At 70.6% G+C, this 22986-nt stretch carries 30 protein-coding genes and 1 other RNA gene; 18 read left to right on the top strand and 13 right to left on the bottom strand.

What is annotated here, in order from left to right:
- The first annotated feature begins 67 nt into the window (after positions 1–67).
- A complete protein-coding gene (locus tag BMY19_RS11505; protein ID WP_020094902.1) occupies positions 68–730 on the top strand; it encodes a ribonuclease H family protein in 663 nt (220 codons plus the stop codon).
- A 63-nt stretch (positions 731–793) separates the two neighbouring features.
- Here the strand turns inward: BMY19_RS11505 and BMY19_RS11500 are convergent, their stop codons facing one another.
- On the bottom strand, positions 794–1087 hold the full coding sequence (locus tag BMY19_RS11500; protein WP_056530937.1) for a hypothetical protein: 294 nt from the start codon (positions 1085–1087) through the stop codon (positions 794–796).
- 207 nt (positions 1088–1294) lie between these two features.
- Between BMY19_RS11500 and BMY19_RS11495 the strand changes: the two genes are divergently transcribed.
- Positions 1295–1831, top strand: coding sequence for a DUF2059 domain-containing protein (locus tag BMY19_RS11495; RefSeq protein ID WP_100251818.1), 537 nt, complete (start codon positions 1295–1297; stop codon positions 1829–1831).
- A 629-nt stretch (positions 1832–2460) separates the two neighbouring features.
- Here the strand turns inward: BMY19_RS11495 and BMY19_RS11490 are convergent.
- A complete protein-coding gene (locus tag BMY19_RS11490) occupies positions 2461–3654 on the bottom strand; it encodes an alpha-hydroxy acid oxidase (RefSeq protein WP_091978511.1) in 1194 nt (397 codons plus the stop codon).
- Between the two features lie 510 nt (positions 3655–4164).
- Between BMY19_RS11490 and BMY19_RS11485 the strand changes: the two genes are divergently transcribed.
- From BMY19_RS11485 to BMY19_RS11470, 4 genes are all read left to right on the top strand, one after another.
- Positions 4165–5328, top strand: a complete 1164-nt coding sequence (locus tag BMY19_RS11485; RefSeq protein WP_100251785.1) for an ABC transporter substrate-binding protein — start codon at positions 4165–4167, stop codon at positions 5326–5328.
- A 63-nt stretch (positions 5329–5391) separates the two neighbouring features.
- Positions 5392–6267 (top strand): branched-chain amino acid ABC transporter permease, encoded by an 876-nt coding sequence (locus tag BMY19_RS11480; RefSeq protein ID WP_012329745.1) that lies wholly within the window; start codon positions 5392–5394, stop codon positions 6265–6267.
- Entirely contained in the window at positions 6264–8099 is a 1836-nt protein-coding gene (locus BMY19_RS11475; RefSeq protein WP_100251784.1) for a branched-chain amino acid ABC transporter ATP-binding protein/permease, read from the top strand. The genes BMY19_RS11480 and BMY19_RS11475 overlap by 4 nt, the downstream gene beginning before the upstream one ends.
- An 8-nt stretch (positions 8100–8107) precedes the next feature.
- Positions 8108–8863 (top strand): ABC transporter ATP-binding protein, encoded by a 756-nt coding sequence (locus BMY19_RS11470; RefSeq protein WP_020094895.1) that lies wholly within the window; start codon positions 8108–8110, stop codon positions 8861–8863.
- A gap of 226 nt (positions 8864–9089) precedes the next feature.
- Here BMY19_RS11470 and msrA read toward each other — a convergent pair whose 3' ends face one another.
- Both msrA and BMY19_RS30865 read right to left on the bottom strand, forming a co-directional pair.
- The gene (gene msrA / locus BMY19_RS11465) at positions 9090–9608 is read right to left on the bottom strand and encodes a peptide-methionine (S)-S-oxide reductase MsrA (RefSeq protein WP_026605211.1); all 519 of its coding nucleotides are present in this window, start codon (positions 9606–9608) and stop codon (positions 9090–9092) included.
- Between the two features lie 162 nt (positions 9609–9770).
- On the bottom strand, positions 9771–9926 hold the full coding sequence (locus tag BMY19_RS30865; protein WP_020094893.1) for a hypothetical protein: 156 nt from the start codon (positions 9924–9926) through the stop codon (positions 9771–9773).
- A gap of 137 nt (positions 9927–10063) precedes the next feature.
- Between BMY19_RS30865 and ssrA the strand changes: the two genes are divergently transcribed.
- Both ssrA and BMY19_RS11455 read left to right on the top strand, forming a co-directional pair.
- Positions 10064–10442, top strand: a transfer-messenger RNA (tmRNA) gene (gene ssrA, locus BMY19_RS11460).
- Positions 10443–10526: 84 nt separating this feature from the next.
- On the top strand, positions 10527–10820 hold the full coding sequence (locus BMY19_RS11455; RefSeq protein ID WP_056530538.1) for a hypothetical protein: 294 nt from the start codon (positions 10527–10529) through the stop codon (positions 10818–10820).
- Positions 10821–11119: 299 nt separating this feature from the next.
- On the opposite strand, the gene BMY19_RS11450 is transcribed toward BMY19_RS11455, so the two are convergent.
- The gene (locus BMY19_RS11450; protein WP_020094891.1) at positions 11120–11350 is read right to left on the bottom strand and encodes a DUF6894 family protein; all 231 of its coding nucleotides are present in this window, start codon (positions 11348–11350) and stop codon (positions 11120–11122) included.
- A 380-nt stretch (positions 11351–11730) separates the two neighbouring features.
- On the opposite strand from BMY19_RS11450, the gene BMY19_RS11445 reads away from it, so the two are divergent.
- From BMY19_RS11445 to BMY19_RS11410, 9 genes are all read left to right on the top strand, one after another.
- The gene (locus BMY19_RS11445) at positions 11731–12564 is read left to right on the top strand and encodes a cobalamin B12-binding domain-containing protein (RefSeq protein WP_026605210.1); all 834 of its coding nucleotides are present in this window, start codon (positions 11731–11733) and stop codon (positions 12562–12564) included.
- 104 nt (positions 12565–12668) lie between these two features.
- Entirely contained in the window at positions 12669–12890 is a 222-nt protein-coding gene (locus BMY19_RS11440; protein ID WP_100251783.1) for a hypothetical protein, read from the top strand.
- A 153-nt stretch (positions 12891–13043) separates the two neighbouring features.
- The gene (locus tag BMY19_RS11435; RefSeq protein ID WP_100251782.1) at positions 13044–13733 is read left to right on the top strand and encodes a hypothetical protein; all 690 of its coding nucleotides are present in this window, start codon (positions 13044–13046) and stop codon (positions 13731–13733) included.
- Positions 13734–13962: 229 nt separating this feature from the next.
- Complete coding sequence (locus BMY19_RS11430; protein WP_020094887.1) at positions 13963–14382, top strand: CopG family transcriptional regulator; 420 nt, start codon at positions 13963–13965, stop codon at positions 14380–14382.
- A gap of 72 nt (positions 14383–14454) precedes the next feature.
- On the top strand, positions 14455–15711 hold the full coding sequence (locus BMY19_RS11425; RefSeq protein ID WP_100251781.1) for an extracellular catalytic domain type 1 short-chain-length polyhydroxyalkanoate depolymerase: 1257 nt from the start codon (positions 14455–14457) through the stop codon (positions 15709–15711).
- Between the two features lie 278 nt (positions 15712–15989).
- Positions 15990–16268, top strand: a complete 279-nt coding sequence (locus BMY19_RS11420; RefSeq protein ID WP_091681675.1) for a hypothetical protein — start codon at positions 15990–15992, stop codon at positions 16266–16268.
- A gap of 43 nt (positions 16269–16311) precedes the next feature.
- Entirely contained in the window at positions 16312–16443 is a 132-nt protein-coding gene (locus BMY19_RS31630) for a hypothetical protein (RefSeq protein ID WP_267965807.1), read from the top strand.
- 66 nt (positions 16444–16509) lie between these two features.
- On the top strand, positions 16510–16719 hold the full coding sequence (locus BMY19_RS11415) for a hypothetical protein (RefSeq protein ID WP_020094884.1): 210 nt from the start codon (positions 16510–16512) through the stop codon (positions 16717–16719).
- An 11-nt stretch (positions 16720–16730) separates the two neighbouring features.
- Positions 16731–17003: a hypothetical protein gene (locus tag BMY19_RS11410; protein ID WP_139215629.1), complete on the top strand. Its 273-nt coding sequence runs from the start codon at positions 16731–16733 to the stop codon at positions 17001–17003.
- 73 nt (positions 17004–17076) lie between these two features.
- On the opposite strand, the gene BMY19_RS11405 is transcribed toward BMY19_RS11410, so the two are convergent.
- The 7 genes from BMY19_RS11405 to BMY19_RS11375 all read right to left on the bottom strand — a co-directional run bounded on the left by BMY19_RS11405 (position 17077) and on the right by BMY19_RS11375 (position 20162).
- A complete protein-coding gene (locus BMY19_RS11405; protein WP_020094882.1) occupies positions 17077–17445 on the bottom strand; it encodes a hypothetical protein in 369 nt (122 codons plus the stop codon).
- 203 nt (positions 17446–17648) lie between these two features.
- A complete protein-coding gene (locus BMY19_RS11400; RefSeq protein ID WP_100251778.1) occupies positions 17649–17993 on the bottom strand; it encodes a hypothetical protein in 345 nt (114 codons plus the stop codon).
- Positions 17994–18423: 430 nt separating this feature from the next.
- Positions 18424–18642, bottom strand: a complete 219-nt coding sequence (locus BMY19_RS11395) for a hypothetical protein (protein ID WP_100251777.1) — start codon at positions 18640–18642, stop codon at positions 18424–18426.
- A 196-nt stretch (positions 18643–18838) separates the two neighbouring features.
- A complete protein-coding gene (locus BMY19_RS11390; protein WP_020094879.1) occupies positions 18839–19114 on the bottom strand; it encodes a hypothetical protein in 276 nt (91 codons plus the stop codon).
- Between the two features lie 120 nt (positions 19115–19234).
- A complete protein-coding gene (locus tag BMY19_RS11385) occupies positions 19235–19429 on the bottom strand; it encodes a hypothetical protein (RefSeq protein WP_020094878.1) in 195 nt (64 codons plus the stop codon).
- Positions 19430–19483: 54 nt separating this feature from the next.
- Positions 19484–19846, bottom strand: a complete 363-nt coding sequence (locus tag BMY19_RS11380) for a DUF6481 family protein (RefSeq protein ID WP_043712997.1) — start codon at positions 19844–19846, stop codon at positions 19484–19486.
- Positions 19847–19952: 106 nt separating this feature from the next.
- On the bottom strand, positions 19953–20162 hold the full coding sequence (locus tag BMY19_RS11375; RefSeq protein ID WP_012329763.1) for a cold-shock protein: 210 nt from the start codon (positions 20160–20162) through the stop codon (positions 19953–19955).
- A 550-nt stretch (positions 20163–20712) separates the two neighbouring features.
- Between BMY19_RS11375 and BMY19_RS11370 the strand changes: the two genes are divergently transcribed.
- Positions 20713–21348: a class I SAM-dependent methyltransferase gene (locus BMY19_RS11370; RefSeq protein ID WP_100251776.1), complete on the top strand. Its 636-nt coding sequence runs from the start codon at positions 20713–20715 to the stop codon at positions 21346–21348.
- A 41-nt stretch (positions 21349–21389) separates the two neighbouring features.
- On the opposite strand, the gene BMY19_RS11365 is transcribed toward BMY19_RS11370, so the two are convergent.
- Positions 21390–22829: an 8'-apo-carotenoid 13,14-cleaving dioxygenase gene (locus tag BMY19_RS11365; RefSeq protein WP_100251775.1), complete on the bottom strand. Its 1440-nt coding sequence runs from the start codon at positions 22827–22829 to the stop codon at positions 21390–21392.
- Positions 22830–22986: the final 157 nt, after the last annotated feature.

The raw sequence follows: 22986 nt of genomic DNA, 5'->3' as shown, positions 1-22986 counted from the left end.
GTCGGCCGATGTCGGGCCTCGATGGCGCCCGTCCACCGACCACCCGTACGAGAGGGCTGACGCCACGATGCGAACGATCGTTTATGCCGATGGCGGTTGCGACCCGAACCCCGGGCCGGGGGGGTGGGGCGTCGTCATCGCGGCCCCGGACGGCACGATCGAGCTGTGCGGCGGGGAGCCCGGCACCACGACCAACAACCGGATGGAACTGACGGCCGCGATCAAGGGCCTCGAGCATTTCCCCGCCGGGGCCGCGATCGAGATGCGGTGCGACAGCCAGTACGTCGTCAAGTCGGTGACCGAGTGGATGCGCGGCTGGAAGGCGCGGGGTTGGCGCTCGACGACGGGTGACGTGAAGAACGTCGATCTCATGAAGCGCCTCGACGAACTGAACGCGGCCCGCGACGTGAAGTGGACCTGGGTCCGGGGGCATGCCGGCGACCGCCTCAACGAGCGCGCCGACGCGCTCGTTCACAGGGGGCGTCGCGAAGCGAAGCTCGGCAAGCTCGAGTCGCGGAGCAGCGCCGCGCCCGTACCGGCCCCGACCGCCGCACCGGCGCCGTCGAGCCGGGGCGCCGACCTGAGGATCGACCTCGCGCTCGGCCTCCAGGTCGCTCGGGCCGCGAAGGCGGCGGGTGTCACGCCCGACGCACTCGTCGACGATGCGATCCGCTTTTACCTGGAGATCGGGCCGAGCGAGGTCGCACGCCTGCGATCAGGCCGGGCCTAGCGGGCGAGGCCGCGCGCGGCGACGCCGGGTCGCCGTTCCGCGATCTCCGGGACGGGGCTCGGCCTACTCGCAGACCTCGATCCGCCGAACGTGCTCGTACCCGTACGGGTCGATGTACGCGCGGCGCTCGAAGTGGCAGGCGCCGTACGGGTCGGGCGCGGCGTAGACGGGGCGACCCGGGTAGTACCCGCTGTTGGCGGACGCGATGGCGCTCCCGGCCACGACGCCGCCGAGGATGCCCAGCGCCACGGCGCCGCCGACGCCGATGCCGCGCGCCTGAGCGGCCGGCGGGGTGGCGCAGAGTGCCAGAGCGACCAGCGCGGCCGCACCGCCGGTCCGCAGAAACGTTTGACGCATGGTGTCCTCCCATTCCTCGATGCGGACACCATGAGCCCGCGACCGCCGGATCTCGGTGCTGATCGGCACCCCGAGTTCAGGGCCCGCCGCGCGCGACGCGGTGCCGGGCGATCCGGCGCTGTCATCGATCCTGTTCGGAGCTGTGGTAGCTACCCGGACCGGCCGCGCGGCCTTGTGGACCGCGCGGCGCTCGTGAACGGGACCGCCATGCGCTTCTCTGCCCTCGTCGTCGGTTTGTGCCTGACCTCCTTCCCGATCGGTGCGGCACTGGCACAACCGGCCCCGAAGCCCGCGCCCACGACCGCGCCGGATCCGGCCCTGCTGAAGGTTGCCCGGGAGACCGTCGCGCAGATGCAGGGTGATCGCGCCGCGACGCTCGGCTCGATGGCGGCCCCCATGATCGGCATGATGCAGCAGATCGGGATCAAGGAGCCCGACAAGGCGCAGGTGCTGGTGCAGGAGGTCGTCATGCCGACGCTCACGGCGCACTACGACGAGCTGCTCGACATCCAGGCGCGCGGTTTCGCCACCGTGCTGAACAAGGACGAGTTGCAGGCCATCGCCGCCTTCTACGCGACCCCCGCCGGGAAGCGCCTCGCAGCGGCCCAGCCGCAGCTCGCTCAGATCCAGCTCGCGGGCATGCAGCAATGGATCCAGTCGGTGATGCCCGAGATGCAGGGCAAGCTGACGACGGCCATCCAGGCCCACGGCTGGGCGCCGGGCGGACCGGCGAAGCCGCGTTGAGCCTCCCCGGGCCGCGACGCCTTCCGAGCGGAGCGGCGCCCTGCTTCGAAGGCGTCGATAGGCCGGACACGATGCGGGGCGCCGGGACAGCGTACCCGGACGCTCGGTCAGCGCGGCGGGCCTGAACGGTCAGCCGATGGCCCAGAACAGCGGCAGCGCGCCCGCGAGGAACAGGGCCGAGGAGACGAGCACGGCGAGGCGCTCGCGATGGTGCAGGACGAAGGCGTGCGGGCTGGCGAACATGGCTGGGTCGGATCGGTGGTGAGGGCATCACGCTCGCTCCTGAACCTTGACGGATCGAGGGCGCTTCGTGCTGTCCACAGGTGATGGCCGATCTCTGTCGCTGCCGCGCCACATCCTTTTGGATGTGCTCGGGCGCACCTCCCGGACGGCTCTTCTGGCATATTGAATTCAGCAGGCCGTCTTTCCCCCCTCGGCGGCCCGATCCAGCGGCGCAGCGACCCCACGGGTCGCTGCGCCGTTGTCGTTGTGGCTCGGGCGCGGCGCGAGGCCCCCGGCCCGGTGCCGCGCTGGAACGCCTCGGCCGCGGCGACGCGCGATCCGCGAGGGATTCGGATCGGGAACCGCGACACCGTGAAGGTCCGGATCGGACCGGTGGTCGCCCGCCGTCAGGGCCCGATGCGCCGCACGGGCGGCGCATCCTCCCGGGTCTCCCGCCCTGAGGGCGTCCAGAGGATGGACCGGTCGACGGCGCGGATGTCGCGATGGCCGCACAGGGCCATCGTCATGTCGAGTTCCGTGCGGATGATCTCTAGGGAGCGGGCGACGCCGGCCTGGCCGTAGGCGCCGAGCCCGTAGAGGAAGGCGCGGCCGATGAACACGCCCTTCGCGCCCAGGGCGACGGCCTTCAGCACGTCCTGGCCCGAGCGGATCCCGCCGTCCATCAGCACCTCGACGCGCCGGCCGACCGCGTCCGCGATCCCGGGAAGCGCGGCGATGGACGAGGGGGCGCCGTCGAGCTGCCGCCCGCCATGGTTCGAGACGATGAGCGCGTCGGCCCCGGTCGCGGTCGCCCTCTCGGCATCCTCGACGTCCAGGATGCCCTTCAGGATCAGAGGGCCCTGCCACCGGTCGCGGATCCGCCGCACGTCGTCCCAGTCCAGGCGCGGGTCGAACTGGTCCGCCGTCCAGGCCGAGATGGAGCGGGTATCCCGGACGCCGTCCACGTGCCCCACGATGTTGCGGAAGGTCCGGCGCTGCGTGCGCAGCATGGACCAGCACCAGCGGGGCTTGGTCAGGAGATCGAGGACCGTGCCCGGCGTCAGCCGCGGCGGGGCCGACAGGCCGTTGCGGATGTCCTTGTGGCGCTGCCCGAGGATCTGGAGGTCCAGCGTCAGGACCAGAGCCGAGCAGCCTGCCGCCTTCGCGCGGTCGATGAGGCGATCGTTGAAGCTGCGGTCGCGCATGAAGTAGAGCTGAAACCAGAACGGCTTGCTGACGTTCTCCGCGACGTCCTCGATGCTGCAGATGCTCATCGTCGACAGCGTGAACGGCACCCCCGCCGCCTCCGCCGCCCGTGCCGCCAGGATCTCGCCGTCGGCGTGCTGCATGCCCGTGAGCCCCGTCGGCGCCAGGGCGACGGGCATCGCGACGGCCTGACCGGCCATCGTCGTGGCGAGGGTACGGTCGGTCATGTCGACCGCGACGCGCTGGCGGAGCTTGATGCCGGCGAACTCGGCCTCGTTCGCGCGGTAGGTCGACTCCGTCCACGAACCGGAATCGCAGTAATCGTAGAACATCCGCGGCACCCGCCGCTTCGCGACCCGCCGCAGATCCTCGACCGTCGTGATGATGGGCGCCATGGGAGGTTCGGCCTCGCGACTGGATGACGGGGCCGGTCGCGGTTGAGGCGGGCTCGCGCCCGCTCGTACGCCGCGCGCTTCAGGCCGCGATGCCCCGTGCTGGAAGCTCGACGGTGCAACGGTTCGCTGGAAAACGGAAGCGCCTCCTCGCCGAATGCGCCGGTCGCACCAGGCCTCTCCCGCGCGTACACCGATCCTATAGCGCCTGTTGCGCTCGCCGGCGCCGCAGAGGAACGCCGGATCTCTGCCTGATAGTACACATTCCGGATCGCGCCTGTTCGGATCTTCGCGTTCCGAGCGCGCGTCAGGACAGAATGAATGCGGGCGGAGCCTCGTCGTCATCGTCTTCGCCTTCGCCGCACCGCAGCGAAAGCGGTCGAGTGACGATCCGAGAGCTTCTTCTCATCGAAGCTTAGCGTCGAAGGTTTGCAGGATAGACATCGGCGCGCGGAATAGGGACCATCGTCGCCAACGCCGGGCCTGAGCATCGGCGGTGGGACGGATACGCCAATGAGGACGACGCGCCGCGTTTTCTTGACGGGGGCCGCATCCGCAGTCGCGGGCGGCCTGGCGCCGGGGGTGATCCGCTCGGCCTGCGCTCAGGGCGCCGGGTCGACCGTCCGGATCGGCATGGTGCTCCCGGTGACGGGGCCCGGCGCGGATGCCGGCCGCTACGCGCTCGCCGGGGCCAAGATCGCCCTGGAGACGGTCAACAAGGCCGGCGGCGTGCTCGGCAAGCCCCTGGAGATCGTCACGGAGGACGATCAGACCACCAATCCCGGCGCGGTCTTCGCCTTCTCGAAACTGGCGTCGCAGGGCGACCTCGTCGGCTTCCTCGGCTCGATCCGCTCGACCCAGAACCACGCGATGGCGCCCGACATCCTGAAGACGGGGAAACCCGTCTGTTTCGGCGGCACCGACCCGGTCCTGACGCAGCTCGGCAATCCCTGGCTGTTCCGCTTCCGCCCCAACGACACCTTCTCGGCCCGGGTGATCGCCGAGCACGGCGTCAACGGGCTGGGCAAGAAGAAGTGGGCGATCATCCACTCCACCGACGCCTTCGGCACCAGCGGCGCCAAGGCGCTGACCGAGAGCCTCGCCAAGGGCGGTGCCACGGTCGCCCTCGACCAGGGCTACACCAACCAGAGCCAGGACTTCACGCCGGTCGTGCTGGCGATCCGTCAGTCGGGCGCCGACGTGATCGGCTCGTACTTCACCTTCGAGAACGACATCGGCATCTTCGCCCGGCAGCTGCGCCAGCTCGGCGTCACCGCGCCCTGGGTCGGCTCGCCCTCGATCACCAACGTCACCGCCCTGAAGCTCGCCGGGCCGTCCCTCTACGGCACCTACGGCGTGGCCGACTACGCCGAGGAGTCGGGCGACGTTGCGCGCGCCTACGGCAAGGCCTACCGGGCCGCGATGAAGATCGCGCCCGACAACCAGTCCTCCTGGACCTTCGACGCGGTCACGGTGCTGGCCAAGGCGATCAACGCGGCGGGCAAGACCGGCCCGCAGGCGGTCCGCGAGGCGATCCTGGCGGTGCGCGGCCACGAGGGCGCCGAGGGAACCTACAACTTCGACAAGAACGGCGACGGCCTGCACGGCTACAACGTCGTGCGCAACGACAAGGGCAACATCGTCTTCGACCGGCGGATCGACTTCTACCAAGGGTGAGCCGGCCGACGTGTTCGGGGTGCGTGAACGACATCCGGAGGAGGAGGCGAGAGTGCGGACCGCATGGACCTGATCCTGCAGCTCCTCTTCACCGGGATCGGCATCGGCTCCGTCTACGCCCTGGTGGCGCTCGGCTTCGTGCTCATCTTCCGCGCCACCAACGTGGTGAACTTCGCGCAGGGCGAGTTCTCGATGGTGGCGGCCTTCCTGATGGTGGTCTTCGCCGTCGACCTCCAGTGGCCCTACTGGCTCTCCCTTCTCCTGACCCTCGGCGGGATGGCGCTGCTCGGCGCCCTGTTCAATCTCGGCGTCTACTACCCGCTGCGGCACCGCAGCTACCTGCCGGTGATCATCTCGACCATCGGCGCCTCGATCTTCCTGGCGAACACGACGCTCGCCCTCTACGGGCCGCAGCCGCAGGTGCTCCCGCCCGTCTTCGAGACGCAAGGGTTCCTGCTCGGGCCGGTCTTCCTCGACAGCCAGTACCTGCTGATCATCGCGGTGACGGCGGCCCTGGTGGCGTTCCAGTACTGGTTCTTCGAGCACACTCTGGTCGGCAAGAAGCTTCAGGCGACGTCCCAGGACAAAGAGATGGCCGCCCTCCTGGGCATCCCGGTGGCCGGCATGATCATGCTGACCTTCGTGTACAGCGCGGTGCTCGGCGGCATCGCCGGCATCCTGGTGGCGCCGGTGCTGTTCGTGTCGATCCAGATGGGGGCCACGATCGCCCTCAAGGCCTTCGCGGCGACGATCATCGGCGGCTTCGGCGACGTCACCGGGGCGATCATCGGCGGCCTCGCGCTCGGCATCATCGAGACCTTCGGGGCGGCCTACATCTCGGTCCCCTACAAGGACGCCTTCGCGTTCCTGGTGCTGGTGGTGTTCCTGGTCGTGCGCCCGCAGGGCCTGTTCGGCGAGCGCGTGGCGGAGAAGGCATGAGCGGTCGCCCCTCCACCGTCGCCGGCCCGGCCGCAGCGGCTCCCGCGCCCCCGCCCCGCCGCCTGCCCCTCGGGAGCCTCGCCTACGCGGTCCTGGCCGCCGCCCTGGTGACGCTGGCCGCCACGACGCCGCTCAGCGGCTACGCCCTTAACATCCTGATGCAGGCGGCGACCTACGCCATCGCGGTGATCGGCCTCACCGTGGTGCTCGGCCTGTGCGGGCAGATCAACCTCGCCCAGGCCGCCTTCTTCGGGATCGGTGCCTACGCGGTCGGGCTCGGAACGGTCGACGGGGGCCTGAACTTCTGGATCTGCCTGGTCACCGGCCTCGGTCTCGCGGTCGTGCTGGGCGCCGCGCTCGGCGCCTCCACGCTGCGGCTCGGCGGCCACTACCTCGCCATGGTGACGATCTCGTTCCAGCAGATCCTCACCCTGGTCCTCACCAACTGGATCCCGGTCACGCACGGGCCCGACGGCGTGCCGAACATCCGCCGCCCGGCCCTGTTCGCGGACGGGCAGAGCTACCTCGCCCTGTGCGTGCTCGTGCTGGCCGTCGTCGGCTGGCTCGTCTGGCACATGCCGCGGACGCGGCTCGGGCGCGCCATGCGGGCGGTGCGCGACAACGAGCTCGCGGCGGGGGTCTCGGGCATCGACATCTACCGCACCAAGGTCGCGGCCTTCGCGCTCGGGGCGCTGCTGGCGGGGCTCGGCGGCGGGCTGTTCGCCGGCAGCTTCACCTATATCAGCCCGGACCAATTCGCCTTCGCCGAGTCGATCGTCTTCCTGACGATGGCGCTGCTCGGCGGCGTCGGCTCGCCGGTGGGCGCCGTGATCGGCACGGCCCTGCTGATCCTGATCCCGGAATGGCTCCGCTTCCTCAAGGAGATCCCCGGGCTCTACCTCGCGATCTACGGGCTCGCGGTGATCCTGATCGTGGTGTTCATGCCCGACGGGATCTGGGGCTTCCTCGGCGACCAGGTCCGGCGCCTGCGCCGGGCCCGCCCGGTCCCGCCGGCCGCCGTCGAGCTGACCCTGAGCCAGGGCGAGGCCTCCGCGGCGCCGATGCTGGAGGTGTCGGACCTGTCCAAGCACTTCGGCGGCCTCAAGGCCGTGGACGCGGTGAGCTTCACGGTGGCGCGGGGCGGCATCCACGCGCTGATCGGCCCGAACGGTTCCGGCAAGACCACGACGCTGAACGTCCTGTCGGGCCTCTACAGCCCCACGGGCGGCACCGTGCGGCTGGCCGGGCAGGACGTCACGCGCCTGTCCCCGCACCGGCGGGCGGCGGCCGGGATCGGGCGCACCTTCCAGAACATCCGCCTGTTCCGCTCCATGAGCGCCCTCGAGAACGTGGTCATCGGCGCCGAGCGCCCCAACAACCCCTCGGGCGCCCGCGACCGGGCGAGCCTGGAGGCCCGCGCCCGGGCGGCGCTGGCCTTCGTGGGGCTGGAGGAGCGGGCGCTGGAGCCGATCTCTGGCTTCTCGTACGGCCACCAGCGCCTGATCGAGATCGCGCGGGCGCTGGCCGGCAACCCCGCGCTGCTGCTCCTCGACGAGCCCGCTGCGGGGCTCAATTCGAGCGAGAAGAACGCCCTGACGGTGCTCCTGCGCCGGATGGCCGCCAAAGGCCTGACCATCCTGATCATCGACCACGACATGACGCTGGTGAGCGACGTGGCGAGCCACATCACCGTGCTGAACTTCGGCCGCCGCATCGCCGACGGCGTCACGGCGACCGTGCTGCGCGAACCGGCGGTGATCCAGGCCTATCTCGGCGAGGACGCCGCCGCCGGTCCGGCGGCGAGCCTCAAGACCGACCTCGCCCCGGCGTGACCCCAGCGATGACGACGCCCGCCACGCCACTCCTCGAGATCCGCGACCTCGTCGTCCGCTACGGCGAGATCGAGGCCGTGCGCGGCCTGTCCTTCTCGGTCGGAGCCGGGGAGGTGGTGACGCTGCTGGGGTCCAACGGCGCCGGCAAGTCGACGACGCTCAAGGCGATCTCCGGGCTGGTGCGGCCCGCCGCCGGCACGATCCTGCTGGAGGGGCGGCCGCTGGAGGGCCTGAAGCCCGAGGCGATCGTGCGGCTCGGCGTCGCCCACGTCCCGGAGGGGCGCCGGGTCTTCCCGGGGCTCACGGTGCGCGAGAACATCATGCTGGGCGCGTCCAACCGCGCCGGCCTCGGCAAGCGGGCGCTGCGCGACGAGGTCGAGGCGATGTTCGACCTCTTCCCGGACATCCGCCGGTTCGGCGACGCCCTGGGCTGGACGCTGTCGGGCGGCCAGCTCCAGATGGTGGCCCTCGCGCGCGGCCTGATGGCCAAGCCCCGCATCCTGCTCCTCGACGAGCCCTCGCTCGGCCTGGCCCCCGTGATCGTCCAGGCGGTGTTCGCGATCATCGCCGAGGTGCGCCGCCGCGGGACCACCGTGCTGCTGGTGGAACAGAACGCCCGGATGGGGCTCTCGGTCGCCGATCGGGGCTACGTGCTGGAGACGGGCCGGCTCGTCCTGCAGGGCGCCCCCGACGCCCTCTGGGCCAACGACGAGATCCGGTCGGCCTATCTCGGCGGACGGACGAGGCCCGAACTCGCGGGCTGACCGCATCGGGCCTCGTCGGCGACTTCGTCGCTCGCGCGGTGCAGCGCGCGCAACCACCGCCGGACGGAATGGCGTCCGCGACGCGGCGGTCCGGCAGCGGTCGGACGCGCCTCGGCCCGCGAGCCCGCCAGCGTCACGACCGGCGCGTCTCCGCGGCCCCCGGCGGTACCGTCGCGACCGTGAGGCCCGAGACCGCCGACCGTCCGGCGGCCTCGGGCCGATAAGCCTACGCGCTCTGGGTGGCGGGCGCGCGCGCGGGCAGCACCCAGTTGGGCCTGATGAAGTGGCAGGTATATCCGTCGGGACGCCGTTCCAGGTAGTCCTGATGCTCCGGCTCGGCCTCCCAGAACGGGCCGGCCGGCGCCACTTCGGTCACGACCTTGCCCGGCCACAGGCCGGAAGCGTCGACGTCGGCGATGGTCTCCTCGGCGACGCGGCGCTGGCCCTCGTCGGTGTAGAAGATGGCCGAACGATAGCTCGGGCCCCTGTCGTTGCCCTGGCGGTTCGGCGTCGTCGGGTCGTGGATCTGAAAGAAGAATTCCAGCATGCGCCGGAAACTCGTCCGCGCCGGGTCGTAGATGATCTCGATGGCCTCGGCATGGGTGCCGTGGTTGCGGTAGGTCGCGTTCGGCACGTCGCCGCCCGTGTAGCCGACGCGGGTCGACACGACGCCCTCCTGGCGCCGGATGAGGTCCTGCATGCCCCAGAAGCAACCACCGGCCAGCACCGCCCTCTCGGTTTCCATCGTCGCTCCTCCTGAGCCGTTCCACTGATCGCGCAGATATAGGGATCCCGAGGCGCTTCGCTCTGCGGCCTCGTAGCTTGCCATGCCTGCGATGCCTGCACGAGCACGCGCGGGGTTCCGAGAAGACGTTCGCTGCCGGGCGAACGTCTCCGAAGCGGCCTGTCAGCTCCGCACGAGCGGCTTGTTGACCTTGAAATTCTTCCGTGCCGGTTCGGCCTTGCGGGGATCCGGCTTGTCGGCGAGGAGCCGCTTCACGCGCTCGTTGAAGTCCTCGGGCGTGACGCCCTGCGCTTTGCCGGTCTTGAGTTCGCGTGCCATGTCGGCCTCCGCTTCGTGGCCCAGAGCACGGGATTGCGCGGAGGGATCGCACGCATATGGGCACGCGGCGGCCGCGGCGCCACCGATGTCCGGCCAGGATCGCTGCGTGCACGCGATGGACCGGCGGGCCGGGATGGGTTACGGTGGCTGCGAGGTTGATGACCGGTTCGTAATAACGCTTCAGGACCCGGGGGCGGTACCCGGCGCCTCCACCAGAAGCATCTTGCCCCGGATACCGCGCGGGGACGAGGGCGAGCGTCCGGCGTTGCGGATCGCGCGCTGCCAGGGTGCTTCTGCTGGGGGTGAAACAGGTTCGACTGGGCGGTAAAGGGATCGCGAGTTCTGCCCTGCCTCGGCAGGGTAAGATGCGGCTTTCGGTAAGGACTCGACCGGCTCGGCGCGGGCAACCCTCGTTCCGGGCACCTGACCAAAACTCTAAATGCCAACGACAACGTCGGCATGGAGATGCGCCTCGCGGCGTAATCTTCCGGGGCGTGGGTACGCCTAGCAACAGAACCCGAGGCTTCGGCCTCGGGACCCGCCTTTATCGTCTGCCCGTTGTTCAGTTCGGGGTCGCGTCCGGGCAGATCGGAGACTTGCTTGAACGAGCCCGAACAGGGCAGCGCGGAGGCCGTCTACATCTCGGCCATGGTCGGCGAGATGATGCGGCGCGTCCTGGAGGACGCTCTCGCCGAACTCGCGAGAACCCGCGGTGCGGCCTTCCTGGAGATCTTCGTGGCGCGCGAGCTGGCTCGCTGCGCCGACCTGTTCCGCGAGCGGCCCGGCGACACGCCGGAGACGACGGACATGTTGCGGGCCTGGTTCGCCATGGAGGGCGGTGAGGCGCTGCGCGCCGTGGTCGATCGCGCCAGCGTCGAGGCGGCGCGCGACTGAGGCACTCCGCGGATGTGCCTGCCGCCGGGCGCGGGCCCGTCCAGGCGGTCCGCGCACGGCGACAGTCCCCGGCGAACTGCTCGCCATCTTCCTGGGCTAAGCTCCGTCTCAGGAAAGTTGAGACCGCGATCCCGGCCGAGGACAAGGGAATCGGGGTGACCGCCGGTGAAACCAGCCGAGCGCGGCAGGCCTTCCGTCATCCCTGATCTTGTACCCGCCACACCGTCGATCAGCGAGAACCCGATCTGCCTCCGCGGCCACGGAGCGCCCGCGCGCCTCGGCGACGGACAGGCTGCAACCTACACATCTGTCGCCGAGAAGCTGGCGCTCGCGCTCATCACGAGCTTGCCCGCTTCGTCGTAGGCTTGAGCGGTGAACGCGTTCACCTCGGTGCGATAGCCCTCATCGCGCAGGATGTCGGTCAGCAGCCGGCGAAGGGTGTCGCGCAGCGCGTCCCGACCGGAAAGTTGCACGCCTTCGTCGTCCTTGACCGTGATGTGATCGGATGTGACGATGAAATATCGCGGCATCGGGCTCTCCGCCGACTGGACATAGCAGCGCGCATCACGCGGTCACCGGCCGCCGAGCCCACAATCGTCTACGCTCGCACAAAGGCGGCGCGCGGGCACTCACCTGGATCAATCGCCGCGGCGCGGAACGACCGGCTCTCTCGGTGAAGAGATCGTTCGCTCCGGAGCGCCCTGTCCGCCGTGCCGGATTGACGGGAACCGTCATCCGAGGCGGCAGTTCTGTGCCGGTACCGACCTGTACAGCCCGCACCGGTCGCGGCGCGCGTGAGTTCCGTCAGGCTGTAGCCAAAATCATCCGTCCGCGATCGGAATTATAGTTCGTTAATCGAGTTGCCTAGTGCCGATACAAAACATATAGTGCCGCGTCGGCGGGGGAGCCAATGCCTGAAATGGCCGGTATCGGTGTCGCGCGCGCCCGCGTCGACCGACGGACTTGGTCCGTTCACGGAGCGGCCAAACGCAACTCGGCCATCATCCAGGCCGGTCTCGCCCGGATCGTCGAGGACGAGATCCTGCCGCGTCTGGCGCTCGCGCATCGGGCGGATCCGCCGTCGCCCGCGTCGACGACGCGATCACCGACGCCTGAGCGCGTCGCCTCTCTCGCTCAAGCGCTGATGGAGGGCGAACCGCACGCCGAGTGGGTGCGCGCGCTCCTGGAAGAGGGCTTGTCGCTGGATGCCCTGCTGCTCGACCTGTTCGCACCCGCGGCGCGGTATCTGGGCGAGCTCTGGGAAGACGATGCCGCCGACTTCCTCGACGTGGCGCTCGCGCTCGGTCGCCTCCAGAACCTGACCCGCGCCCTGTGTGCGGATCTGGAGGGCGTGGACGTGACGGCGAACGGTCGCCGCGTCCTGCTGATGCCCTGTCCCGGCGAGACCCATCTCTTCAGCCTCGCGCTCGTGGCGAGCTTCTTCCGCGAGGCGGGGTGGGACGTGGTCCTGACCAACGGAGCGGACGAGGACCCCGCCAGCTTGGTCCGCGCCGAGCAGTTCGATCTGGTCGGCATCTCGCTGTCCTGCGACATCCTCCTGCCTGTGATGGCGGTGTCCGTGGCGAAGCTGCGCGCCGCGTCGTGCAACCCGGACCTGCGCGTCATCGTCGGCGGGCCGCTCTTCGTGCGGGAGCCTGCCAGCGCCCGTGTCGTCGGCGCGGACGCCGTCGCCGCGGACGCGCAATCGGCCGTCCGGATCGCGGAGGCCACTCTCGCGCGATGACGCCGCGCGGCCGGGGGCCGGATCCGGCGACTCGCTGCTGCGCGGATCCCTTCTCATCCGGACGGTGTTAGACGTGTCGCGGTAGAGAGGCAGAGATCCAGAATTTGCACGAGTTCGACGAGCAATTGGCGCGTGAATTCGTCCGCGGCCTCGTACAGTCGGCCGTCGCGCGCGGTCTCGATCCGGCCATCCGGCTCGATCAATTCCGGGCGTTGCAGCAAGCGGTCGTCGCTCTATCGCGAGACGCTGCCGTGGTTGGAACCAGCGAGCAGATCATCCGGGCGATCGACTGCGCTCTCCAGGAACTGACCGCGGTGAGATCGTAGTCTGATCGGACGGTTTCCGCGGCGACGCGCGGGACAGGGCCGGTCGCGAGCGACCAGCGATGCCGCGTCCGACGGTCCGTTCAGCGCCCGTCCCTCGGGCCCGCGGTGACGGTTCGTTGCGGACACCCGGCAAGTGCCCTATCGGCCGCGGTGATGCCCGACCGATCCCTCCGTGCCGTCTGGTCCGACAGCCTCATGGCCGAGGTCGGCGCCCGCCTTCCCCTCTTCGACGACCTGTCCCCGGACACGATCCGGCGTCTGTCGGCCGAGGGCTTCGGGCGCGGCCTGCTGACGGCGTCCCTGCGCGCCCGCCTGCGGAAGGCCGGATTCCCGGATCTCGGTCATCTGGCCCAGTCTTCACCGGTCGCGATCGCCACGATCAGGAAGTTCGGTCCCGTCCGCGTCGAGCGCGTCCGGCACTTCATCCTCGACGTGCTGGCGCGCTGGCTCCCGGGCGCGCGGGAGATGCACACACCCGAGGCCACGCGGGCGCGGCGGCTCGGCCGGCTGCGCGGGCTGCCGGCCGGATGCCTGCCCCTCGCGGCGGATCAGATCGCGGCGCTCCGCTTCGCGGACGCATCCTGTGCGGACATCGCCACGTGTTCGCGTCTCGGGCTCCTCCGGACAGGCGCCGTGACATCCGGTGACGTGGACCACGTCGTCGCCGCACTCACCCGCCTCGCTCGCGCGTCCGATCCGGTTCCTCCGCGTCCCCTGGAAGAGGCCGGGGCGGCACCGTCGTGCGACGCCGCGAGCGCGGCGGCCCGCCGCGCCGCCCTGCTGGCGGAGCAGGATCGCGAATGGGACGAGGCCGCACCGACCGCGCGCCGGCCTCAAAGCTGACGACCCGTCCGGATCCGATATCGATTTCTCGCGGCGAGACCTGGCAGGGCCGCGCCCTGCCGCGGTTCGATCCGACGCGGCGCTGTTCCTGTCCTCGAGGCAGTTCCGCGCATCCTCCAAGACGTCGCGATCGGCCCCTCCGATTGGAGTCATCACCGGCAACCCTTGCGCCGCCGTATCTGCACACCATCTACAGACCATCCAACCGGATGGCGTATGGATGGTTCACATGGCCGACAAGGTGCACGATCTGCGACCCAGGCTGCCTGACAGCGAGAAGATCACGCTCAACCTCGGTTTCGTCGACCTCGGCCATATCGACCTGATGGTGCGCGACGGTTTCTACGCCAACCGTGCCGATTTCATCCGCACCGCCGTGCGCAATCAGATCGAGCGCCAGGGCGAGGCCGTCAGGCAATCCGTCAGCCGGAAGCAGCTCAGCCTCGGCCTGTCGCACTACACGAAGCAGGCGCTCGAGGCGGCGCGCGACGCGGGCGCGCCGCTGCACATCCAGGTGCTCGGGCTGGCCAGCATCGCCCTCGACGTCACGCCCGAACTGGCGCGCGCCGCCATCGCCTCGGTCGAGGTGCTCGGCGCCTTCCAGGCCAGTCCCGCCGTCAAGGCGGCGCTCGCCGACCGGACGGCCTGACGGCGCCACCTCTCCCCGCCGACGCGGCCGGACCCCGCCGCGCCCGCTTCCCGCTCAGCCAGGACCCGTCCGATGGATCACGCCACGAAGACCGCCTTCACGCGCTTCGCGTTCCCGAAGGTCGACCCGGCCCGTGCCGCCCGCGCCGCGGAGGCGATGGCCAGGCTTCAGGAGCGCCAGGCCGCAGCCTTCAGGCTGTGGTCGGGGGCGGCCCGGAGCGCCGCCGGGACGGGTGCGCCGAGCGCGGACGCGGCCAACATCCTCGACATGGTCGCGCCCTCCGCTCCCGGCGAAGCCTGGGTCGCGCCGGAGACGGCCGGAGAACGTCCGGGCCGCCATCCCCACGCCGGATCCGCGGGCGACATCGCCGGCACCGTGATGCGCACCGTCCAGGAGGCGCTGGCGAAGGCCGGCATCGGCACGGATCGCGACGGGCGGGACGGCGCGACGCCGGCCGCGCCCCGGCTTCCGGAGGGGGCACGCTTCGAGGCCCGCACCTTCACCGGCGCGGCCGGGACCCGAAACTACAAGGTCTACGTACCGAGCGGCTACACCGGCCAGGCCCTGCCCGTCGTGGTGATGCTGCACGGCTGCACGCAGAACCCGGACGACTTCGCCGCGGGCACGCGGATGAACGCGGTCGCGGAGGCGCGCAGCGTCCTGGTGATCTATCCGGAGCAGCCGCGCTCGGCCAACATGCAGCGGTGCTGGAACTGGTACGAGCCCGGTGACCAGCAGCGGGAGGGCGGCGAGCCCGCCCTGATCGCCGGCATCGTCCGGCAGGTGATCGCGGAGTTCTCGGCCGATGACAGGCGGGTCTACGCGGCGGGCCTGTCGGCGGGCGGGGCTGCCGCCGCGATCCTGGCGATGACCTACCCCGACCTGTTCGCGGCGATCGGCGTCCATTCCGGCCTGGCCTGCGGTTCGGCGCGGGACGTGCCCTCGGCCTTCGCGGCCATGAAGGGGGACGGCGCGCGCGCGACGGGACAACGCCACGCCGTGCCGCTGATCGTGTTCCACGGCGACCGCGACCGCACGGTGCACGCGGCCAACGGCGATCGCGTGGCCGCGCAGGGGCCGTCGGACCCGGAACTCCGCACAGCGGTGACCCAGGGCCGGACACCGGACGGGGTGGACTACACCCGCACCGTCCGTTCGGACGCGTCCGGCCGCGCCATCGTGGAGCAGTGGGTTCTGCACGGAGCCGGGCACGCGTGGTCGGGCGGCAGCCCGGCCGGCTCGTTCACCGACCCGCGCGGACCGGACGCGAGCCAGGAGATGATCCGCTTCTTCCTGGAGCACGCGCGCGCCGCCGGTGCCAGACCCTGAATGTTGCCGGCCGGTCGGCCGCATCGGCCCGGCCGGATCACGGGACAGACCGCTTCGATCGCAACCGGTCGGCGCGCTCGCGTCCGTCCCGATCATCCAATGGGCGCTGGGCGCAGGTCTCGAGCGGGCCCGCCGCGTCGCGCGCCGGGCGCGACGCCCGTCCGGTCAGGGCTATCTTTGTCGGCCGTGAGAGCGCAGAGTGTTGCCATCACCGGATCGGTTGATCCAGGCTCCGGTGGCTGAGGGTCCATGCCCCCGCCTGCAACGGACAGGCGCGCGTGGCAGACCTCATCACGTTTCCCGCCAAGCCGCGCTCACGACACGCGCGCCGCGCCTATCAGGTCCATCGGCTCGCCCCGACCGGTGGCGTGCTCACGACTTGCGTCATCACAGCGCGCAACGACGGCGACGCCAAGCGGCAGGCAGCGGGTCTGATCGCGGGGCATCATGCCGAACTCTGGGCAAGCGACCGCCTCGTTGCCGTCTTCGGCCTGTTCGAGACCCCGGTCGCGACCGCGATCCGGTTGCTTCCAGACCAGCCGACGCCCGAACGGTGAGGACGACGTCGTCGGGGCTGTCACCGTATCCAGGAGCGAGATCATGGCAGCGGAACAGAAGCGCGGAAATCGCGAAGCCAAGAAGCCGAAGAAGTCTGTGCCCAAGACCAACGCGTCGGCGCCCTCCGTCAAGGGCTCCGTCGCGGCGGCCACGAAACCGCCCCGGAAGGTCTGACGCGATGTTCGCGCGTCACGGCCAAGCCGCGTGGTAGAGCCCGGCCAACCCCGGCCGTGCCCGGTGATGCGGAAGCTGACCAGGTTGGTCGTCCGTATGGCGCAGCGACCCGGCCTCCTTGAGAGCGGGCGGCTGATCGATCAGCTCACGGATCTGGAAACCGAGGGCCTGGCCCGGAATATTTCGTGGCGCTCCATCGAGACGATCAGGGCCACTCGATTGAAGCTGCGCGTCGAGGGACTGATGCCGACGTCGTCTCTGCCGCTCGCTCCCTGATGGATGTGCGCATGACTGATCGTGAGATGTGCTTGGAGGCTCTGGGAGCGCTCATCGTCCGGGCGGACCCGGCCGATCTCGCGGCCGCCCAAGATATCCTGCTGCGACTCGTCCTGCGTGAAGACGGTGCGGAGCGACGCGCGGCGGCCCTCGACGGGCTCCGTGCCGAACTCGCGTGCGCGACGCGGGCGGGCTCCCGCTCGCGCGAGCAGGAAGCCTTTCACACGGTCCTCCTCGCGATGATCGAGCGGACCCGCGACATGGCCGGTGCCACGACGGCGTGACGCGCCGCCGCTGGCCGAGCGACCGCGGAAGTGCGACGCGGTCCTCCGAGGCACGAATGTCCCGCGCCTCCCGTCAGATGCCGATACTCGCCGCCCCGGCCGCGGCCGCCTGCGGAACGGTGGCGCCGTTCCGCAACGCCATCGCTATGGCGATCGACATGGTGTCGATGGCGAGCGCGCGATCCTGCCCGTAATCGTAGGAGCTGTTTCTCCCGGAACTCAGCCGCGCGTAGTAGGCGTCGGGGAATTCCCGATCGATCCGCGTTCTGAGGAGCTGAGCTGCCGCGGCGTAGTTGGCTTCGAAATCCCGGCCCTTGCTCGCCGATGCCCCCTCGAAGGTCCCGGCTTCCTTTCGCTTGGCGATCGCATCGGACCTGCGCTCCTGCGCGCTGCCAAGAAAAAACTGGATCGTTCTGGAGATCAGCCACCGGACGATGGTCATCGAAATCTCCTGAGCGGGCGGCGAATGCGTGCCCGTGCGGATACATAGCACATCGCGTCGCGCCCTGATCTTAAAAATACGACTTCGGAGACAATTAGGAGCCCCGGCCTACCGCCGCGGTATGCCGGGACGGGGGCCGGACGCCGCGCGCCCACCGAGTCGTCGCGCGTCCCGGCACCCGGCCGTGCCCGCACAGCCGACGGTCACGGCGGAGAAATCTGCGGACCCGGATGCACCAGGGTCGTGTCGTGTTCGGTCGCCTGCCACACGGGCCAGGAGCCCTCGCGCACGAACATGGCGAACGCCTCGATCACGTCCGGCCGGTCGAAGGCGTGCACGCCCTCGACTGCACGCCCGACGATGCAGACCGCATCCGCCACATCGGCCGCGGGCGAGCGGATATCCAGTGAGAACATCACGCCCGATCGATCGGGCCTGAGCGCGTCGGGCAGGACGTCGATCTTGCGCCAGAGGCAGTACCACCGGGCACAGGCCTCCGGGCGTTCGCTGTAGATCCCGCAGCCCGTTCCGGTGTTGTGCCGGCACACGATCCCTGCCGGCTTGTCGAGGGCAGGGATCGCCAGAGCACGGCAGCACACCGTGCAGGAACCGCATGACCGGCCGGGGACGGTGCGCTCGGGAACGCGCGGGGCATCCCGGCTCGGGACGCCGCGGGCTCGTGCTTCGCTTGCGATCGGTCTGTCCTCGATTGCCGTCGTGCGGCGGCGATGGTGCTGATCTCGGAGAGGCGAGGGGGCTGCGTAACCGTCGGTCGCTGCACAGCCCGCGGAGCCGCATCGCCCTCATACCGTGTCGGCGGCCGCTGTTCACGTCCCCCGTCCGGGATGCCGCTCCGCGATCGGGCCGGACCGAGAGGGCGGCGGGTGCTGCGCGCCAGAAACGGCGTCTTCCCGGCGCGTGCCGGGCGCTTCGACGACGGGCCGTGCCAAGTGGCGCCCGATCCCGCAGGCGGGTGGCTCAGGCGGCCGGGCGCCGCGCGTGCCGCCACGCCGCGATCGCGCTCCGTCTCGCCTCGAAGGCCGTGCGCAACCGCGTGCCCGGTGCGCCCTGACGCTCCGCGCCGAAGCCGTGGAGCAGGACCGCATCGGGTCCGAAGGCACGACGCATCTCGGCGCGCCAGAGGCGGTCCGCGCCGGCGAGCGTCGTCTCGGTTTCCGCGAAGCGTTCGATGTTCATGGCAGACGTCCTCCGCTCACCGCCGCCTGCCACAACGCGCTGTCCTGCCCGGAGGTCCAACGCGGCCGTGACCCCGGTCGCGGCCGCAGATCGGCTCGGGGGATCGGCGCGGCTGGAAGACCTCGTGGGTTACGAGGGTCGCACTTCGGCTTCTCCGCGCGATCCCGCGGTGTGGCCGGGCCAGGGGGCCGTCGTGTCAGAGCGCGCGCGCGAGGCCCGCTTCCAGATCGAGTGCGCTGGCGGTCTGCTGGGAGAGGCGGACGCCCGTCGGCTCGACCTCCGCATCGGCTTTCACCGCGCGGCGCACGATGGCCAGCGCCTCGTCCTCCGAGGTGGTAATCGCGGCGTAGAACATGACCAATCGGCCCGACAGTTCCGCGTCGTCGGGCCGCGTCACCTTGAGGATGAAGGCCGTCTGATTGGGTTCGATCATCGCCGCATCGGCCGGGTGGATGTCCTTCGTCGTCGTCATGGATCGCAAAGGCCTCGATCTCGGTCCATCCGGACGCCTTCCGCCGGGCCGGTGCACCATGGCGGATGCGCGTCACGGGACGCCGCGTCGTCCCCCGCGCGCCCGACTGCCCGAGACGGTTCAGGCGGGCGTGAGTTCGCCTTCCCGCACGGCGCGCTCGCCGCTCGCGGACTTGATGCGGTAAGTCGGCTCGCCGGAACGATCGTCCGGCGTCAGGCGGACCACCTCGAAGAGGCCGTCGACGGTGCTCTTACTGCCAGCGTAGCTGATCCCCAGCTGCCGGACATGCTGGCCGATCTTGAACTTGTGAGACATGGGTCGTCCTCCGGAGTGATGGCGCGCGCGGGCTGAGTTCGACCTAGCGGCGTGCTAGCGGCGTGCACGCGCCTTGCGGGCCGCGAATCGCGCGTCGCGTGCCGCCTTCTGTTCGGCGGCGCGGGCAACCTGCTGCTCCGCCTTCTCGGCGGCCAGACGGTCTGACTCGGCCTCGGCGCGGGCCTGCGCGGCCTGGACCTCAGCCTCACGCTCGATCTCGGCGGCCAGACGAACGGCTTCCCGTTCGGTCGCCCGCAGGTCCCGGGCCTGGACGACCGCGCGCCGCGCGGCTTGCCGCGCGAGGACGACCGGATCATCGGCCGCCGGGCGTGCCCGGAACCGGGCCAGTGTGGCCTGCCGCGCTCTGGCCGTCTCCGCGAGACGATCGACGAGGTGATCGGTTTTCAAAGGCTTCACGAACTCTCCGTGGGCGCACCGGACGTCAGCCCCGGTGGCGAGACATGGATGAAGCCGCTCCGCGTAGGAACGGCTTCGAAGCGCGTCACGATTGGACGCGTGAGACTCAGGCGGCCTGAAGGCTGCCGGCCGACTGCTTGCCGGTCCTCCGGTCGGTCTCCATCTCGTAGGAGACCTTCTGGCCCTCGTTCAGGCCTTGCATGCCGGCGCGCTCGACGGCCGAGATGTGGACGAACACGTCCTTGCCGCCGTCATCCGGCTGGATGAAGCCGAAGCCCTTGGTGTCGTTGAACCATTTAACGGTGCCGATGGTCATAGGTATTCCATGTCAGTGAAGGCAAATAGATAGGACGGGCGCATGGATCACACGCGCCCGGTCGCCGGATGTCGAAAATGGGAGAGATGCAGAACGCTCGCCCTGTTGAGGCGATACGGCCGGATACCTGGCCAAAAATCGATTTCATATCTGTACGCCATCGACGTGTCGATGACAAGTACATTGAGAAATTGCGCGTTCCACGCCGATTTGTGCGGCGATTATTTATCCTGAAACTTCGCGTGGCGTTTCCCGTGAACGGCTCGGACGAAGCGGCTTGCCGGTTCCCGTGCGGTCCCGCGTTCGGCCGCCCGATCTCCGGCAGTGTCGACGGCCGGTCGCGCGTGATGAGGAGGGCCGCGCCAGCGGGGCGGACAAGCGGCGGCAACGTCGGCTCCGACCCGTGATGCCTTCCGCGCCACGGCGCGGATGCGGCGACGTGGACACCTGGCCGCGGGGCGTCCCGGCTCTCTCTACACGCGCACGCAATCCACGGTTCGCGCGCAGTCTCTCGGAGCCGGCGCGCCGTCAGATCCGGAAGCGCGCTACGATGACCCAGGATCTGCCGGACTTTCCCCCGGAGGCGTTCGCCAAGCACGACCGCGATCCCGATCCCGCCTTCTACGCGCAACCGCGCTTCGTGACCCATATCGATGCCGCCGCGGTCGCGGCGGTCACCGACCTCTACAGGGCGATCGTGCCGGCGGGCGGCGACGTCCTCGACCTGATGTCGAGCTGGGTCAGCCACCTGCCGGACGAGGTCGCGTATGCCAGCGTCACCGGTCACGGCCTGAACGCCGCCGAACTCGCCGCCAACCCGCGCCTGACCCGGCATTTCGTGCAGGACCTCAACGTTGAGCCGCGCCTGCCGCTCGACACGGCCTGCGTCGACGCCGCGCTGATCTGCGTCTCGGTCCAGTATCTCCAGCGCCCCGTCTCCGTCCTGTCCGAGGTCGCGCGCGTGCTGCGCCCCGGCGCCCCGGCGGTGATCAGCTTCTCGAACCGCTGCTTCCCGACTAAGGCGGTGGCCATCTGGAGTGCCCTCGACGGTAGGGGACATGCCCAGCTCGTCGGCCTGTACCTCCAGCGCGCCGGCTTCGCCCGCGTCGAGCGGCGCGTCCTCAAGCCCGCGGGAGGTCCCGGCGACCCCGTGACGGCGGTGGTCGGCTGGACCGCCGCGGCCTGATCGGTCCGGATGCGGCCGTCACCGGGACCGCACCCGGTCTCTCAGGCCGGCGCGCGCACCGGGAACCAGTTGCCGTGGAAGCCCGGGGGGATCCGGTGCCCGAGGCGGATCCGGGCGAGGGGAGGGGCGTCGAACGCCCGCGCGTCGAGGACGGTGAAGTCGGTCACGTCGCCGGCGGTGTCGATCACGAGCCCGACGAGCCAGCCCTCGTCCTCATCGGCCCCGGTCCGCGCCGGCACGAAGACGAACTCCCCCGGGACGTGACCGGGACCGAAATCGTGCACGTGGCGCGCGCCCGTCTCGAGGTCGTGCTTGTAGAGCTGCGTCGCACCGGCGAGCTGCGTGTTGCCGTCGGCCGGCACGCTGACCGTGTAGACGTAGCGGTGGCGCTGCCCGAGGCGCCGCTCATCGATGCGGGGGAATTCCTGCGCCGCCGCGTCGATCACGCGCCGCTCGACCCGACCCGTCGACGGGTCGATGATCCAGCGCTCGAGCCGGCCCGGCGCGTCGAGCCCGCCGGCGGCCGAGGCGAACACCGTCCCGTAGGCGACGACATCGAGGATCACCCGCCCGTCCGCGTCGTCGTAGGCGTTGGCGGTGTGGAACACGAAGCAGGGCTCGACGGCGCACCAGACGATGTCGGCGCCGTCGCCCTGACGCGGGAGGAGGCCGACACGGGCCCCGTGGCCGGGGTTCCAGCGGAACGGGAAGCGGTACCCGGCGAGCAGGGCCCGGAACGAGAACGTGACCGGCAGGTCCAGCACGATCACGAAGCGCGCCGTGATCGCGCAATCGTGGATGCAGGGGCCGTGCGCGACCGCGACCGGCACATCGCGCACGACCCGCCCGCTCGGGGCGAGGACGACGTGGCGCACGCTGTCCCAGACGCGGCCGTCATACGCGACGGCGTGCGTCTCGCCGGTCAGCGGGTCGCGGTGCGGGTGCCCGCTGAAGGAGCCGGCCAGCGTCCCGTCGAACGGGTTGTAGCGCTGCGCCTCCAGGGTGGGCGAGAGTTCGACCGGGAAGCTGCCGGCCTCCACCACCGCGAAGATCCGGTCGCCGATCGCGACGACGTTGGTGTTGACGGTGTCGTTGCCGCCCCGCCGCGGCCCGGGCGCCGCGGGCCGCTCGAGCGCCGCGGCGGCCGTGCGCGAGCCGATCCAGCGGTTGCGATACCACAGCGCCCTGCCGCCCTCGAGCGCAAGACCGTGCACCATGCCGTCGCCGAGGAACCAGTCGTGGCCCCGCGTCGCCGCGCGGACGGGGTTCGCCCCCATCTTGAGATAGAGGCCGTCGAGGCCCGGCGGGATCGTCCCGGTGACCGGCAGGTTCTCCAGCGTCAGCTCCGCGCGCATCGGCGCGTGGACACCGACGACGAAGGGATTCGCCGCCCTGGGCAGCCGCAGCCGGTTGCAGGCCGCCACCAGGCCGACGCCGAACTCGGCGGCCGCGCGGAAGGCCGACTGGACTCGATTCGGCATCGGCAGCGCTTCCAGGATGGGGCGGCGGGCAGGAGCGACATCGACGCGAGGCCGTCCGGGTCCTCGCCATGGGAGGCCGCCGCACGCGCTTCACGGCGCAGTATAGCCGAAAGCGGTGAGGCGGCGTGCTGCCGGATGCCGCTGCGACCGGAGGCGG

It is taken from the genome of Methylobacterium sp. UNC300MFChir4.1 (assembly GCF_900110155.1).
Taxonomy (GTDB): Bacteria; Pseudomonadota; Alphaproteobacteria; order Rhizobiales; family Beijerinckiaceae; genus Methylobacterium.
Note: the sequence above shows the minus strand (reverse complement) of the source record. Positions and strands in the feature narration are given on the sequence as shown.